The following is a 14,874-nucleotide window of genomic DNA, read 5'->3' as shown; positions in this document are numbered from 1 at the left end:
TTTGCTATCTTTTCGCCGATCTGGTCGACTGGAACAATGAGGGATAAAAATGAAATGGCTTTGTACTGTAGGCGTCGCTGTGAGCCTGGCGCTGCAACCGGCGCTGGCGGATGAATTGTTCGGCAATCATCCCCTAACGCCGCAGGCGCGGGATGCGTTTGTGACGGAACTGCTGACGAAAATGACGGTGGATGAAAAAATCGGTCAGCTGCGCTTAATTAGCGTCGGCCCGGATAACCCGAAAGAGGCCATCCGCGAGATGATCAAAGAAGGCCAGGTGGGGGCGATTTTTAACACCGTGACCCGCCATGATATCCGCATTATGCAGGATCAGGTGATGGAACTCAGCCGCCTGAAAATCCCGCTCTTTTTCGCCTATGACGTGCTCCACGGCCAGCGTACCGTCTTTCCGATTAGCCTTGGCCTGGCCTCCTCTTTTAACCTCGACGCGGTGAACACCGTCGGGCGGGTGTCGGCTTACGAAGCGGCCGATGATGGCCTGAACATGACCTGGGCGCCGATGGTCGACGTCTCCCGCGACCCGCGCTGGGGCCGCGCTTCGGAAGGGTTCGGGGAAGATACCTACCTGACCACCGAGATGGGCAGGGCGATGGTGGAGTCGATGCAGGGGAAAAGCCCGGCGGATCGCTACTCGGTGATGACCAGCGTCAAGCACTTTGCCGCCTACGGCGCGGTCGAAGGCGGCAAAGAGTACAACACCGTTGATATGAGCCCGCAGCGCCTGTTCAACGACTATATGCCGCCCTACAAAGCGGGGCTGGATGCGGGCAGCGGCGCGGTTATGGTGGCGCTCAACTCGCTCAACGGTACCCCGGCGACCTCCGACGCCTGGCTGCTTAAGGACGTGCTGCGCGACCAGTGGGGCTTTAAAGGCATCACCGTCTCCGACCATGGCGCTATCAAAGAGCTGATCAAACACGGCGTGGCGTCGGACCCGGAAGACGCGGTGCGCGTGGCGTTGAAGTCCGGCATCAATATGAGCATGAGCGACGAGTACTACAGCAAGTATCTGCCGGGACTGGTGAAGTCCGGTAAGGTGACGATGGCGGAGCTGGATGACGCGACCCGCCACGTGCTGAACGTGAAATATGATATGGGCCTGTTTAACGACCCGTATAGCCACCTGGGGCCGAAAGATTCCGATCCGCAGTATACCAACGCCGAAAGCCGCCTGCATCGCAAAGAAGCGCGCGAAGTGGCGCGTGAAAGCCTGGTGCTGCTGAAAAACCGCCTCGATACGCTGCCGTTGAAAAAATCGGGCACTATCGCGGTAATCGGCGCGCTGGCCGACAGCAAGCGCGACATGATGGGCAGCTGGTCGGCGGCGGGCGTGGCCGATCAGTCGGTCACCGTGCTGACCGGTTTGCAGAATGCGCTGGGCGACAAAGGCAAGATTATCTATGCCAAAGGCGCTAACGTCACTGACGATAAAGGCATCGTCGACTTCCTCAATCTGTACGAGAAAGCGGTGCAGGTTGACTCGCGCTCGCCGCAGGAGATGATTGACGAAGCCGTGGCGGCGGCGAAGCAGTCCGACGTGGTGGTTGCCGTGGTGGGCGAGGCGCAGGGCATGGCCCACGAAGCCTCCAGCCGCACCGACATCACCCTGCCGCCGAGCCAGCGCGCTCTGATTAGCGCGCTGAAAGCGACCGGTAAACCGCTGGTGCTGGTGCTGATGAACGGTCGTCCGCTGGCGCTGGTGAAAGAGGATCAGCAGGCTGATGCGATCCTCGAAACCTGGTTTGCCGGTACCGAAGGCGGCAACGCCATTGCCGATGTGCTGTTCGGCGACTACAACCCGTCTGGCAAGCTGCCCATGTCCTTCCCGCGCTCGGTGGGGCAGATCCCGACCTACTACAGCCATCTCAACACCGGTCGCCCGTACAATGCGGATAAGCCGAACAAGTACACCTCGCGCTACTTTGATGAAGCCAACGGCCCGCTCTATCCGTTTGGCTACGGCCTGAGCTACACCACCTTTAGCGTTTCCGACGTGAAAATGTCGGCGCCGACCCTGCAGCGCGACGGCAGCGTGACCGCCAGCGTGCAGGTAACCAATACCGGCAATCGCGAAGGGGCGACGGTGATTCAGCTTTATCTGCAGGACGTTACCGCCTCCATGAGCCGTCCGGTGAAAATGCTGCGCGGCTTTAAAAAGGTGACCCTCAAGCCGGGTGAGACGCAAACCGTCAGCTTCCCGATTGACGTTGAAGCGCTGAAGTTCTGGAACCAGCAGATGAAGTACGACGCCGAGCCGGGTAAATTCAACGTCTTTATCGGCGTCGACTCCGCCCGCGTGAAGCAGAGCGAGTTTGAACTGCTGTAATGGTGATTTGTCGCCCGGGTGAGGCTGCGGCCGCCACCCGGGAACAGGCATTCCTTACCCCAAAGGCCGATTTATCGGCCTTTTCTTTTTCCGCTCCGCCCCAAATGAACTACGCTTTTTGCTTAAGCTCCTGTTAATGGAGCGCAAATTAAAGAGGGACGCGAGGATGATTAAGGCAAGTATGTGGTCCGGCACGCTGGCGCTGGCGGCCCTGATAAGCCTGCCGCTGCAGGCGGCGGAGCCGGTTAAGGTCGGCTCAAAAATTGACACCGAAGGGGCGCTGCTCGGCAATATTATTTTGCAGGTTCTGGAAAGCCATGGGGTGAAAACCGTCAATAAAATCCAGCTCGGCACCACCCCGGTGGTGCGCGGGGCGATAACCGCCGGTGAGCTGGACATTTACCCGGAATATACCGGCAACGGCGCGTTCTTCTTCAAAGAGGAGAACGACCCGGCGTGGAAAAACGCGCAGCAGGGATATGAAAAAGTTAAAAAGCTGGATGCGGAAAAGAATAAGCTCATCTGGCTTACCCCGGCTCCGGCCAACAACACCTGGACTATCGCCGTCCGTCAGGATCTGGCGGAGAAAAACCACCTCGCCTCATTAAGCGACCTTGCCGGCTATCTGAAAAAGGGCGGTGACTTTAAGCTGGCCGCCTCGGCGGAATTTATTGAACGGCCGGACGCGCTGCCGGCGTTTGAAAAAGCCTACGACTTCACGCTCAAGCAAAATCAGCTGCTGTCGCTGGCGGGCGGCGATACGGCGGTCACCATCAAAGCGGCGGCGCAGCAAACCTCCGGCGTGAATGCGGCGATGGCCTACGGTACCGATGGCCCGGTCGCCGCGCTGGGTCTGCAAACCCTGAGCGACCCGAAGGGCGTGCAGCCGATTTATGCGCCCACGCCGGTCGTACGTGAAGCGGTGTTAAAAGCGTATCCGCAGATAGCCGACTGGCTACAGCCGGTCTTCGCCAGCCTGGATGAAAAAACGCTGCAAAAGCTGAACGCCAGTATTGCGGTTGAAGGCCTGGATGCGAAGAAAGTCGCCGCCGACTATCTGCAACAGAAAGGGCTGCTGAAGTAGGGCGCGCGTGACCACTCGTTGCTGTAACCGGGTTGCGCTGCTGCTGGCATTCCTCCTGCTGCTGGCGATGGCGCTGCCGTTTATCAACTATGCGCCTAACCGGCTGTTATCCGGCGAGGGGCGCTGGCTATGGCAGGTCTGGCCGTGGCTGGCGGGCGTACAGGGGGCGGCAGGGCTGCTGATAGCGCTGCTGAGCTGGCGTCCCGGGCGTCTCCCGCTGCTGGTTATCTTCCTGCTGGCGGATCTGCTGCTGCCTTTATTGCTATGGGGAGCCGGCAGTGCGGCGGTACAGCTGGCTCAGAGCGGTTCTCCGCTGGCCCGCACCTCGCCGGGAAGCGGCCTGTGGCTGGCGCTGGCCCTGTGCCTGCTTATCGCCAGCGATGCCGTTCGTCGCCTGACGACCCGAGCCCTGTGGCGCTGGCTGCTGAACGCGCAGGTCTGGCTGCTGCCCGCGCTTCTGCTGGGGCTCGGTGCGCTCGATGGCCTCTCTTTGCTGAAAGAGTATTTCAATCGCCGCGAGGTGTTTGACGATGCGCTGTCCCAGCATGTGACGCTGCTGTTGGGGACCCTGCTGCCGGGGCTGCTGATTGGCTTGCCCGTTGGCGTCTGGCTCTGGCGCTACCCCCGCTGGCAATCGCCGGTTTTTGCCGTTCTCAACGTGATTCAGACCGTTCCCTCCGTCGCGCTTTTTGGCCTGCTTATTGCGCCGCTGGCCGGGCTGGCGCGCCAGTTTCCGTCGCTGGCGCAGCTCGGCGTTTCCGGCACCGGCATCACGCCGGCGCTGATTGCGCTGGTGCTGTATGCGCTATTGCCGCTGGTGCGCGGGGTGACGATCGGCCTTCAGCAGGTGCCGCGCGAAGCGCTGGAGAGCGCGACGGCGATGGGGATGAGCGGCGGGCAGCGCTTTCGTCAGGTACAGCTACCGCTGGCGTTGCCGGTGTTGTTGCGCAGCCTGCGGGTGGTCAGCGTACAAACCGTGGGTATGGCGGTGGTGGCGGCCCTGATTGGCGCGGGCGGCTTCGGCGCGCTGGTTTTCCAGGGGCTGCTCAGCAGCGCGCTGGATCTGGTGCTGCTGGGGGTTATCCCGACCATCGCGCTGGCGGTGGTGGTGGATGCGTTATTCGCGCTGTGGGGCGCATTACTGAAAGGAGAGGCCCGTGATTGAGTTCGACGGCGTCAATAAAGCCTTTGCCGGAGAGCCTGCGGTGAAAAACCTCAATCTGCATCTGCGCGAGGGGGCATTTTCGGTGCTGATTGGCACCTCCGGCTCGGGGAAGTCGACCACGCTGAAGATGATTAATCGCCTGGTGGAGCACGACAGCGGGACGATCCGTTTCGCCGGGCAGGATATTCGCCAGCAGCCGGTGCTCGAACTGCGCCGCAGAATGGGCTACGCCATCCAGTCCATCGGCCTGTTCCCCCACTGGACGGTGGCGCAGAACATTGCCACCGTCCCGCAGCTGCAAAAGTGGTCGCGGCAGAAGACCCAGGCGCGGGTCGATGAGCTGATGGCCTTGCTGGGGCTGGAGCCGGGCCTGCGCGAACGCTACCCGCATCAGCTTTCCGGCGGCCAGCAGCAGCGCGTCGGCGTGGCGCGCGCGCTGGCCGCCAACCCGGAAGTGCTGCTGATGGATGAACCCTTCGGCGCGCTCGATCCGGTGACGCGCGAAGCCTTGCAGCAGGAGATGATCCGCATTCATCGTCTGCTGGGACGCACGATTGTGCTGGTGACTCACGATATCGATGAGGCGCTGCGGCTGGCGGACCATCTGGTGTTGATGGACGGCGGCGAAGTGGTACAGCAGGGCGAGCCGCTGCAGATGCTGCTGGAGCCAAAAAATGCGTTTGTGGAGACGTTCTTTGGCCGTAGCGAACTGGGCGTGCGCCTGCTGTCGCTACGCGGCGTGAGTGATTATCTGCGCCGCGATGAGCGCCTGGCGGGGGACGCGTTGAACGTGACGATGACCCTGCGCGAGGCGCTGTCGCAGTTCGTTGCTCATCGCCGCGAGGTGCTGCCGGTGGTCGATGAGCAGGGAGAGGCCTGCGGGACGCTGCATTTTGCCGACCTGCTGCGCGAGGAGGCCCGGCGTGAAGGTGCTGCGTGATCCGCTGCTGTGGCTCAGCGCCATGTTTATCGCGCTGCTGCTGGCATTGCCCTACAGCGCGCCGCTGTTCAGCGCGCTGTTTCCCGAACTGCCGCGTCCGGTTTATCAGCAGGAGAGTTTTGTTTCTCTTACCCTGGCGCACTTTTGGCTGGTGGCGCTCTCCAGCCTCGCGGCTACGGTGGTGGGCGTCGTCGCCGGGATTGCGGTCACCCGTCCGGCGGGGCATGAGTTTCGCCCGCTGGTGGAGACGATTGCCGCAATGGGGCAGACGTTTCCGCCGGTCGCGGTGCTGGCGATTGCGGTTCCGGTGCTGGGGTTTGGCTGGCAGCCCGCGCTTATTGCGCTGGTGCTGTACGGCATCTTACCAGTTTTACAGGGCACGCTGGCCGGGATTGGGGCGGTACCGTCCGGTGTTTTAGCTATCGCTCAGGGAATGGGGATGACCGGCTGGCAGAGGCTGATAAAAGTTGAGCTGCCGCTGGCGGCGCCGGTGATGCTGGCCGGAATTCGTACCTCGACCATCGTCAATATCGGTACGGCGACCATTGCTTCAACCGTCGGCGCGAATACGCTCGGCACGCCGATTGTTATCGGCCTCAGCGGATTTAATACCGCTTATGTGATTCAGGGGGCGCTGCTGGTGGCGCTGGCGGCGATTATCGTCGACCGGGGGTTTGAACGGCTGAACCGGCGAATCAGCCGACACCACCGCGAACAATAAATGAATAACCGGCCAGCATCACGCCGCCGATGCCGCTGATGGCCATAAATAAGAACAGGGTAATCACCGCAATTTTCGCTGGCTTCATAATAGGCTCCTGATGTTAACGCAGGGATTATACGGTGAAGCGCAGGTGTTAATAAAACATTAATTGCTTTTTAGCTACGACAACCCCCCCGGCTTGCGCTGCGCTTAGCCGGGCTACGGTTCATCACCGTCTGCGGACCGGTAGCCCGGGTAAGGCGTTTACGCCGCAACCCGGGGAATGTGCCGCGACGTAGCATTGCTGCTGCTTCTACCCGGCTTGCGCTGCGCTTAGCCGGGCTTCGGTTCATCACCGTCTGCGGGCCCGTAGCCCGGGTAAGGCGTTTACGCCGCAACCCGGGGAATATGCCGTGACGTAGCATTGCTGCGGATTCTACCCGGCTTGCGCTGCGCTTAGCCGGGCTACCGGGCCACAGATTGCCGGTAACCCGTAGCCCGGACAGGCGCGTCAGGCGCCGCCTCCGGGAGACGTGGCGGTGGCGTGATTCAGCCAGATAATCTGCCCCTGCTGTTCCCAGAGGCGCATTTGATTGACCTGGGTGCTACAGGGCGCTTCTCCACACCAGACCATCAGCGTACTCTCCGGGAAAAGCTCCGGTCGGAGCTGGTTCAGCGAATGGGCGAGAATGTCCACCCGCCAGCCCTGTTCGCTGGCTATCCAGCCCTCCAGCCATAGCCGAGTGATATCGTTCACATTCCAGCCGATAATCAGCGCATGGCTGCCGGGATATTTTGCCGTGGATGAAAGAGTGCGGGCGATATGATTAATCAGAATACCATCAAGGATGCCCCGCAGCGCCAGCAGCGTGGGCTGCGGGCTAAGCAGGCGCTGGCGTAAAGGATTAATCAGGTGCTTCACCAGAATTTGCGCTGACTCGCTGTGGTTGCGCTCCTTAAGCCACATACGCAGGCGATGATAGCTACCGTTTTGCAGATAACCGAGCAAAATTTCCTGCTGCTTGCGCCAGCCGTCGGCCACCTCCTGCTCATTATCCATCAGCAGCGTTTTCACTTTCCCCACCTGCACGCCGGAGTCAATCCAGCGTTTAATTTCGCGAATCCGGTCTATCTCATATTCGTTGAACAGGCGGTGGCCGCCGTCGGTACGCTGGGGTTTCAGTAATCCGTAGCGCCGCTGCCAGGCGCGTAACGTCACGGGATTGATATCGCAAAGCTGGGCCACTTCGCCGATTGTATAAAGCGCCATTTTCTCCTCCCGCTGTGTTCTCCTCCATTAACTGTAGAAGCTGTTTGCCGAAGCGGGAATTTTTGTCTGTTTTTTGTACAAATTTGGGCCGGCGAGACGCGAAGAAATGTGATCCTGAACATGAATTATCATTTTCATGTATTGCTTCAAAGAAAGTTATAAGCAAGCAGTGTATGTTACGCGCTTTCAAATGAAGTGTGGTCTGCGGGTATGTACGAGTTTGATCTGGTGTTGCTGCTGCTTCAGCAGATGTGCGTGTTTTTGGTCATTGCGTGGCTGATGAGCAAAACGCGGCTGTTCATCCCGTTAATGCAGGTCACCGTCCGGCTGCCGCATAAGCTCCTGTGCTACGTAACCTTCTCCATTTTCTGCATCCTCGGTACCTACTTCGGGCTGCATATCGAAGACTCGATCGCCAATACGCGCGCCATCGGCGCGGTGATGGGGGGGCTGCTGGGCGGGCCGGTGGTTGGCGGCCTGGTGGGGCTGACCGGCGGGCTTCACCGCTACTCGCTGGGCGGCATGACCGCGCTGAGCTGTATGGTATCCACCATCGTAGAAGGGCTACTCGGCGGGCTGGTACACAGTATTCTGGTCAAACGCGGGCGGCCGGACAAAGTCTTCAGCCCGCTCACCGCCGGCGCGATCACCTTTTTCGCCGAGATGGTGCAGATGCTGATTATTCTGCTTATCGCTCGCCCGTTCGAAGATGCCCTGCATCTGGTACAAAGCATCGCCGCGCCCATGATGGTCACCAACACCGTCGGGGCGGCGCTATTTATGCGCATCCTGCTGGATAAGCGAGCGATGTTTGAAAAATACACCTCGGCCTTTTCGGCTACGGCGCTGAAGGTCGCCGCTTCGACGGAGGGGATCCTGCGCCAGGGGTTCAACGAAGAGAACAGCATGAAGGTCGCGCAGGTGCTGATCCAGGAGCTGGATATCGGCGCGGTGGCGATAACCGATCGCGACAAGCTGCTGGCGTTTACCGGGATCGGCGACGATCACCACCTCCCGGGCAAACCCATCTCTTCGCTCTATACCCAAAAGGCGATCGATACCGGCGAAGTCGTTTACGCCGACGGCAACGAGGTGCCTTACCGCTGCTCGATTCATCCGAACTGCAAGCTGGGCTCGACGCTGGTTATCCCGCTGCGCGGCGAAAATCAGCGGGTCATCGGTACCATTAAACTCTATGAAGCGAAAAACCGCCTGTTTAGCTCCATCAACCGCACGCTGGGGGAGGGGATTGCGCAGCTGCTGTCGGCGCAGATCCTGGCCGGACAGTATGAGCGGCAAAAGGCGCTGCTGACGCAGTCGGAAATCAAGCTGCTGCACGCCCAGGTGAATCCGCACTTCCTGTTCAACGCGCTGAATACCCTGAAAGCGGTGATTCGCCGCGATAGCGACCAGGCCGGGCAGCTGGTGCAGTATCTGTCGACCTTTTTCCGCAAAAATCTGAAGCGGCCAGCGGAGATCGTGACCCTGGCGGATGAGATCGAACATGTGAACGCCTATTTGCAGATTGAGAAAGCGCGTTTTCAGACCAATTTGCAGATTCATATGCTGGTGCCCGAGGCGCTGGGGCAGCATCAGCTACCGGCGTTTACCCTGCAGCCAATCGTCGAAAACGCGATTAAACACGGGACTTCGCAGCACCTTGGGGTGGGCGAAATCACTATCCGCGCCAGTCAGCAAGAGCGCTGGCTGCAGCTGGATATTGAAGATAATGCCGGGCTGTATCAGAACAAACCCAGCGCCAGCGGGCTGGGCATGAACCTGGTCGACCGCAGACTGCGGGCGCGCTTTGGCACTGACTGCGGGATCACCGTAACCTGCGAGCCGGAATGTTTTACCCGCGTCACGCTGAGACTGCCTCTGGAGGAAAGCGCATGTTAAAAGTATTAATTGTCGACGACGAGCCGCTGGCGCGTGAAAACCTGCGTATTTTGCTGGAGACCCAGCCTGATATTGAGATCGTTGGCGAATGCGGGAATGCCGTCGAGGCGATTGGCGCGGTACATAAGCTGCGCCCGGACGTGCTGTTTCTGGATATCCAGATGCCGCGCATCAGCGGTCTGGAGATGGTCGGCATGCTCGATCCGCAGCATCGGCCCTATATCGTCTTCCTTACCGCGTTTGACGAGTACGCGGTGAAGGCCTTTGAAGAGCACGCGTTTGATTATTTACTGAAGCCGATTGAGTCCGCCCGGCTGGAAAAAACGCTGTTTCGCCTGCGCCAGGAACGCAGCCTGCAGGATATGACCGTGCTCGACGATACCCAGCAGGCGCTAAAGTATATTCCCTGTACCGGACACAGCCGGATCTGGCTGCTGCAGATGGAAGACGTGGCCTTCGTCAGCAGCCGGATGAGCGGGATTTACGTGACCGACCGCGAAGGGAAGGAGGGCTTTACCGAGCTCACCCTGCGCACGCTCGAGAGCCGAACGCCGCTGCTGCGCTGCCATCGTCAGTACCTGGTCAACATGTCCCATCTCAAGGAGATCCGCTTTGAGGAGAACGGCCAGGCGGAGCTGCTGATGCGCGCCGGGCAAACGGTGCCGGTCAGCCGCCGCTACCTGAAGAGCCTGAAAGAGGCGATTGGGCTGTAAAACGGCGGAATCGTGATAGACTTAGCGGCAGATTTTTTCATCATGAAGGCAATATGATCAGTAACGATATTCTCCGTAGCCTGCGCTACACCCTGAAAACCAATAACAGCGGCCTGGTTCGTATTTTTGCCCTGGCGGATGCGCCGGTCAGCGCGGAACAGCTGGTTCCCTGGCTGAAAAAAGAAGACGAAGAGGGGTTTGTGCGCTGCCCGGATATCGTGCTGTCGAATTTCCTCAACGGCCTGATTTACGACAAACGCGGTAAAGATGCGTCGGCGCCGCCGCTGGCGGTCGAACGCCGGGTGAATAATAACATCGTGCTGAAAAAGCTGCGTATTGCCTTCTCCCTGAAGACGGATGATATTCTCGCTATCCTCACCCAGCAGAAATTCCGCGTCTCCATGCCGGAAATCACCGCCATGATGCGCGCCCCGGATCATAAAAACTTCCGCGAATGCGGCGACCAGTTCCTGCGCTACTTTTTGCGCGGACTGACCGAGCGCGAACACGCGAAATCCTGATATGCCTCCCCGGCTTGCGGCGTAAACGCCTGAGCCGGGCTACTGAACGCACGGCTCCGTAGCCCGGCTCAGCGCAGCGCAAGCCGGGAGTAGTCCGCACCAGTCAGGGCTGTTTCACTTCTTTAAAACCCTGCGATTTCAGCAATTTCTCCGACTCGCTCAGCGAAATGAACTTTTGTGAACAGTCGGAAAAACTGGCCCCCGGCAAGTGACACAGCTCGCTGATTTTAGCCTGATTGAAGTCGATGGAGAGGTGTTCCTGCGCGACGTTCTCTTTATAGTCGACGCTGTGGGTAACGCCTTTGATTTTGCTGTAGGCCTCGCCGATAGGGTCGATGACCTTGCGCGCCTGCTCTTCGTTACTTACCCCGAGTGATTGATAGGGGATCGTATTCTCCGCGTCCTGGCGGGTGACGACATCGCCTTTGTAGTGATAGATGTAGGTCAGATCAACGCCGTTGATCGTATTGTTAAACGTTTTGACCTCATCTTTGTTGTTATCGCAGCCAACAAGCGCGGCCATCAATAGCGTGGCGCCCAGAGCGGCGGTCATCCTGCGGTTAAATTTCATTATCATTCCTTGTTAATCAATCATCATCTCTAATTGTATACAGCATTGGGCGATGGTGCCGGGCGTATCCTCGGAAGTCGCCGTTTCGCGCTTATGCCAGCGTTTTCTTCTTTCTGCGCCAGCACCCGGCGGGCGATGTCGTCGACAATATCGTGGCGCTCTAAAAAAAAGCGCTGCCGGAGCAGCGCTTTATACAGCCTTACTTGACCTGCTGGCCCGGCTGAGCGCCGCTGTCCGGGCTGAGCAGGAAGATATCTTTCCCGCCAGGACCTGCGGCCATCACCATGCCTTCAGAGATGCCGAAGCGCATTTTGCGCGGCGCCAGGTTAGCGACCATCACCGTCAGGCGGCCAATCAGCGCCTGCGGATCCGGGTAGGCGGAGCGGATGCCGGAGAAGACGTTACGCTTCTCGCCGCCGAGATCCAGCGTCAGGCGCAGCAGCTTATCGGAACCGTCGACGAACTCGGCGTTTTCAATCAGCGCGATGCGCATATCCACTTTGGCGAAATCGTCAAAGGTGATAGTTTCCTGAATCGGATCGTCCGCCAGCGGACCGGTTACCGGCGTTGACAGCGCTTTCACTTCTTCTTTCGACGCCTCGACCAGCGCCTCAACCTGCTTCATTTCGATGCGGTTATACAGCGCTTTAAAGGCGTTAACCTTGTGACCGAGCAGCGGCTGCTGGATAGCATCCCAGCTCAGTTCGCCGTTGAGGAACGCTTCGGCGCGGGCGGCCAGCTGCGGCAGAACCGGCTTCAGCCAGGTCATCAGCACGCGGAACATATTCAGGCCCATGGTGCAGATGGCCTGCAGATCGGCGTCGCGGCCTTCCTGTTTGGCGACCACCCACGGCGCCTGCTCGTCAACGTAGCGGTTTGCCACGTCGGCCAGCGCCATGATTTCGCGGATGGCTTTCCCGAACTCGCGGCTGTCCCACGCATCGCCAATGCTTGCTGCCGCATCAGTGAAGGTTTTATACAGCTGAGGATCGGCCAGCTCGGCGGACAGCATGCCGTCGAAACGCTTGTTGATGAAACCGGCGTTACGCGAGGCAAGGTTAACCACCTTGTTGACGATATCGGCGTTGACGCGCTGCACGAAGTCTTCCAGGTTCAGGTCGATATCATCGATACGCGACGAGAGCTTGGCGGTGTAGTAGTAGCGCAGGCTGTCGGCGTCAAAATGATTCAGCCAGGTGCTGGCCTTAATAAAGGTACCGCGCGACTTGGACATCTTGGCGCCGTTGACCGTCACGTAGCCGTGAACGAACAGGTTGGTCGGTTTGCGGAAGCTGCTGCCTTCCAGCATCGCCGGCCAGAACAGGCTGTGGAAGTAAACGATGTCTTTGCCGATAAAGTGGTACAGCTCGGCGGTAGAGTCTTTCTTCCAGTACTCTTCGAAGCTGGTGGCGTCGCCGCGCTTGTCGCACAGGTTCTTAAAGGAGCCCATGTAGCCGATCGGCGCATCCAGCCAGACGTAGAAGTATTTACCCGGCGCGTTCGGGATTTCGAAGCCGAAGTACGGGGCATCGCGGGAGATATCCCACTGCTGCAGGCCGGACTCGAACCACTCCTGCATTTTATTCGCCACCTGCTCCTGCAGCGCGCCGCTGCGGGTCCACGCCTGCAGCATTTCGCTGAACGACGGCAGGTCGAAGAAGAAGTGCTCGGACTCGCGCATCACCGGCGTCGCGCCGGATACCACCGATTTCGGCTCAATAAGCTCGGTCGGGCTGTAGGTCGCGCCGCACACTTCGCAGTTATCGCCGTACTGATCCGGTGATTTACACTTCGGACAGGTGCCTTTCACAAAGCGGTCCGGCAGGAACATGCCTTTTTCCGGATCGTAAAGCTGAGAGATGGTGCGGTTTTTGATAAAACCGTTCTCTTTCAGGCGCGTGTAGATGAGCTCCGACAGCTCGCGGTTTTCATCGCTGTGCGTGGAGTGGTAGTTGTCGTAGCTGATGTCGAAGCCAGCAAAATCGGTCTGATGCTCCTGACTCATTTCGCCAATCATCTGCTCCGGAGTAATTCCGAGCTGCTGCGCTTTCAGCATGATCGGGGTGCCGTGGGCGTCGTCGGCGCAGATGAAGTTGACTTCGTGGCCGCGCATTCGCTGGTAACGGACCCAGACATCAGCCTGGATGTGCTCCAGCATGTGGCCGAGGTGGATTGAGCCGTTTGCGTACGGCAGCGCGCACGTTACCAGAATTTTCTTCGCGACTTGAGTCATAGTGGGCATTACATCTTCTATTGTAAAAAGGGGTTTTGATGTTACCGCAAAGGCAATAATTTGGTAAGCCCAAAGCTTATGGTGGGGGAATTATTCCCTTTAAGGTAAACTTAACGCACAAGATTCAACTCACAATAACAAAGGAGTCGGGATGAGTTCGCAATCCCAGGCCAAATCCCCCGAGCGTCTGCGCGCGATGGTCGCCGGGACCCTGGCTAATTTCCAGCACCCAACCCTGAAACATAACCTCACTACGCTGAAGGCGCTGCATCACGTCGCCTGGCTGGACGAGACCGTGCACATTGAAATTCAGATGCCGTTCGTCTGGAACAGCGCGTTTGAAGCGCTGAAGGAGCAGTGCAGCGCCGAGCTGCTGCGCATTACCGGCGCCAAAGCCATTGACTGGAAGCTGACGCACAGCATCGCCACGCTTCAGCGGGTAAAAAATCAGCCGGGCATCAACGGCGTGAAAAACATTATCGCCATCAGCTCCGGCAAGGGCGGGGTGGGTAAATCGTCGACGGCGGTCAATCTCGCGCTGGCGCTGGCGGCGGAAGGGGCGAAAGTCGGCATTCTGGATGCCGATATTTACGGGCCGTCGATTCCGACCATGCTCGGCGCGGAAGATCAGCGTCCGACTTCGCCGGACGGCACCCATATGGCGCCGATTATGAAATTCGGTCTCGCTACCAACTCCATCGGTTATCTGGTGACCGACGACAACGCCATGGTGTGGCGCGGCCCGATGGCCAGCAAGGCGCTGATGCAGATGCTGCAGGAAACGCTGTGGCCGGATCTCGATTATCTGGTACTGGATATGCCGCCGGGCACCGGTGATATTCAGCTGACGCTGGCGCAAAACATTCCGGTCACCGGCGCGGTCGTCGTCACCACGCCGCAGGATATTGCCCTGATCGACGCCAAAAAAGGCATCGTGATGTTTGAAAAAGTCGAGGTACCGGTGCTGGGTATCGTGGAAAACATGAGCATGCATATCTGCAGCAACTGCGGACACCACGAGCCGATTTTCGGTACCGGCGGAGCTCAGAAGCTGGCGGAGAAATATCATACCCAGCTGCTGGGCCAGCTGCCGCTGCATATCACTCTGCGCGAAGACCTCGACAAAGGGACGCCGACGGTGGTTGCGCGTCCGGAAAGCGAGTTTACCGAGACCTACCGCCAGCTGGCCGACCGCGTCGCGGCGCAGCTGTACTGGCAGGGGGAAGTCATTCCCGGAGAGATAGCCTTCCGCGCGGTCTAATCTCCTCACTATCCTGAGCCGCCCGGCGCTTTTCGCCGTGCGGTTTTTTAGTTTTTCCGACCCGGTTTTCTACCGAGGAGATAATCACCGCGCGAATAATATCGCTGTTAAATATTATTTATTTTTATTCACATTTAGCGATATTGAGATTAATCAATAAAACATAT

General features: G+C 58.9%; 13 protein-coding genes. 9 read left to right on the top strand and 4 right to left on the bottom strand.

The window, feature by feature from the left end:
- Nucleotides 1-49: 49 nt before the first annotated feature.
- The 5 genes from bglX to F8562_RS01980 all read left to right on the top strand — a co-directional run bounded on the left by bglX (nt 50) and on the right by F8562_RS01980 (nt 6,257).
- Nucleotides 50-2,347 (top strand): beta-glucosidase BglX, encoded by a 2,298-nt coding sequence (gene bglX, locus F8562_RS02000; RefSeq protein ID WP_094909406.1) that lies wholly within the window; start codon nt 50-52, stop codon nt 2,345-2,347.
- A 166-nt stretch (nt 2,348-2,513) separates the two neighbouring features.
- Nucleotides 2,514-3,431: an ABC transporter substrate-binding protein gene (locus tag F8562_RS01995; protein WP_014839043.1), complete on the top strand. Its 918-nt coding sequence runs from the start codon at nt 2,514-2,516 to the stop codon at nt 3,429-3,431.
- Between the two features lie 7 nt (nt 3,432-3,438).
- Nucleotides 3,439-4,596: an ABC transporter permease gene (locus F8562_RS01990; protein ID WP_014230134.1), complete on the top strand. Its 1,158-nt coding sequence runs from the start codon at nt 3,439-3,441 to the stop codon at nt 4,594-4,596.
- Nucleotides 4,589-5,536 (top strand): ABC transporter ATP-binding protein, encoded by a 948-nt coding sequence (locus tag F8562_RS01985; RefSeq protein WP_014230133.1) that lies wholly within the window; start codon nt 4,589-4,591, stop codon nt 5,534-5,536. Before F8562_RS01990 ends, F8562_RS01985 begins: the two co-directional genes overlap by 8 nt.
- Nucleotides 5,520-6,257: an ABC transporter permease gene (locus F8562_RS01980; RefSeq protein ID WP_014839042.1), complete on the top strand. Its 738-nt coding sequence runs from the start codon at nt 5,520-5,522 to the stop codon at nt 6,255-6,257. The genes F8562_RS01985 and F8562_RS01980 overlap by 17 nt, the downstream gene beginning before the upstream one ends.
- On the opposite strand, the gene F8562_RS01975 is transcribed toward F8562_RS01980, so the two are convergent.
- Complete coding sequence (locus F8562_RS01975) at nt 6,232-6,345, bottom strand: protein YohO (RefSeq protein WP_004103838.1); 114 nt, start codon at nt 6,343-6,345, stop codon at nt 6,232-6,234. The genes F8562_RS01980 and F8562_RS01975 overlap by 26 nt on opposite strands.
- A 405-nt stretch (nt 6,346-6,750) precedes the next feature.
- Nucleotides 6,751-7,509: a MerR family transcriptional regulator gene (locus F8562_RS01970; protein ID WP_014839041.1), complete on the bottom strand. Its 759-nt coding sequence runs from the start codon at nt 7,507-7,509 to the stop codon at nt 6,751-6,753.
- A gap of 210 nt (nt 7,510-7,719) precedes the next feature.
- Here F8562_RS01970 and F8562_RS01965 point away from each other — a divergent pair, with 210 nt between their 5' ends.
- Genes F8562_RS01965 through F8562_RS01955 form a run of 3 tightly spaced genes read left to right on the top strand, consistent with a single transcriptional unit; the run spans nt 7,720 to nt 10,642 of the window.
- Nucleotides 7,720-9,408, top strand: coding sequence for a sensor histidine kinase (locus tag F8562_RS01965; protein ID WP_094909407.1), 1,689 nt, complete (start codon nt 7,720-7,722; stop codon nt 9,406-9,408).
- Complete coding sequence (gene btsR / locus F8562_RS01960; RefSeq protein ID WP_004852613.1) at nt 9,402-10,121, top strand: two-component system response regulator BtsR; 720 nt, start codon at nt 9,402-9,404, stop codon at nt 10,119-10,121. Before F8562_RS01965 ends, btsR begins: the two co-directional genes overlap by 7 nt.
- Before the next feature lie 53 nt (nt 10,122-10,174).
- Nucleotides 10,175-10,642, top strand: coding sequence for a DUF1456 family protein (locus F8562_RS01955; protein ID WP_004852612.1), 468 nt, complete (start codon nt 10,175-10,177; stop codon nt 10,640-10,642).
- A gap of 103 nt (nt 10,643-10,745) precedes the next feature.
- On the opposite strand, the gene F8562_RS01950 is transcribed toward F8562_RS01955, so the two are convergent.
- Both F8562_RS01950 and metG read right to left on the bottom strand, forming a co-directional pair.
- Nucleotides 10,746-11,213 carry a YehR family lipoprotein gene (locus tag F8562_RS01950; protein WP_014839039.1) on the bottom strand — a complete coding sequence of 156 codons (468 nt, stop codon included), beginning with the start codon at nt 11,211-11,213 and terminating at the stop codon, nt 10,746-10,748.
- Nucleotides 11,214-11,412: 199 nt separating this feature from the next.
- Nucleotides 11,413-13,446: a methionine--tRNA ligase gene (metG, locus tag F8562_RS01945; RefSeq protein WP_038424974.1), complete on the bottom strand. Its 2,034-nt coding sequence runs from the start codon at nt 13,444-13,446 to the stop codon at nt 11,413-11,415.
- Nucleotides 13,447-13,597: 151 nt separating this feature from the next.
- On the opposite strand from metG, the gene apbC reads away from it, so the two are divergent.
- Nucleotides 13,598-14,707, top strand: coding sequence for an iron-sulfur cluster carrier protein ApbC (gene apbC, locus F8562_RS01940; RefSeq protein ID WP_004103811.1), 1,110 nt, complete (start codon nt 13,598-13,600; stop codon nt 14,705-14,707).
- The last annotated feature ends 167 nt before the right edge of the window (nt 14,708-14,874 follow it).

The sequence above is a fragment of the Klebsiella sp. RCJ4 genome, assembly GCF_009025755.1.
GTDB lineage: Bacteria > Pseudomonadota > Gammaproteobacteria > Enterobacterales > Enterobacteriaceae > Klebsiella > Klebsiella michiganensis.
This window is presented reverse-complemented; position numbering and strand designations above follow the sequence as displayed.

What these genes read in the sequence shown, in the direction of transcription:
- metG (WP_038424974.1), bottom strand. Translation starts at nt 13,446, where the DNA reads ATGACTCAAGTCGCGAAGAAAATTCTGGTAACGTGCGCGCTGCCGTAC.
- F8562_RS01995 (WP_014839043.1), top strand. Translation starts at nt 2,514, where the DNA reads ATGATTAAGGCAAGTATGTGGTCCGGCACGCTGGCGCTGGCGGCCCTG.
- F8562_RS01955 (WP_004852612.1), top strand. Translation starts at nt 10,175, where the DNA reads ATGATCAGTAACGATATTCTCCGTAGCCTGCGCTACACCCTGAAAACC.
- F8562_RS01965 (WP_094909407.1), top strand. Translation starts at nt 7,720, where the DNA reads ATGTACGAGTTTGATCTGGTGTTGCTGCTGCTTCAGCAGATGTGCGTG.
- F8562_RS01950 (WP_014839039.1), bottom strand. Translation starts at nt 11,213, where the DNA reads ATGAAATTTAACCGCAGGATGACCGCCGCTCTGGGCGCCACGCTATTG.
- apbC (WP_004103811.1), top strand. Translation starts at nt 13,598, where the DNA reads ATGAGTTCGCAATCCCAGGCCAAATCCCCCGAGCGTCTGCGCGCGATG.
- F8562_RS01975 (WP_004103838.1), bottom strand. Translation starts at nt 6,345, where the DNA reads ATGAAGCCAGCGAAAATTGCGGTGATTACCCTGTTCTTATTTATGGCC.
- F8562_RS01970 (WP_014839041.1), bottom strand. Translation starts at nt 7,509, where the DNA reads ATGGCGCTTTATACAATCGGCGAAGTGGCCCAGCTTTGCGATATCAAT.
- btsR (WP_004852613.1), top strand. Translation starts at nt 9,402, where the DNA reads ATGTTAAAAGTATTAATTGTCGACGACGAGCCGCTGGCGCGTGAAAAC.
- bglX (WP_094909406.1), top strand. Translation starts at nt 50, where the DNA reads ATGAAATGGCTTTGTACTGTAGGCGTCGCTGTGAGCCTGGCGCTGCAA.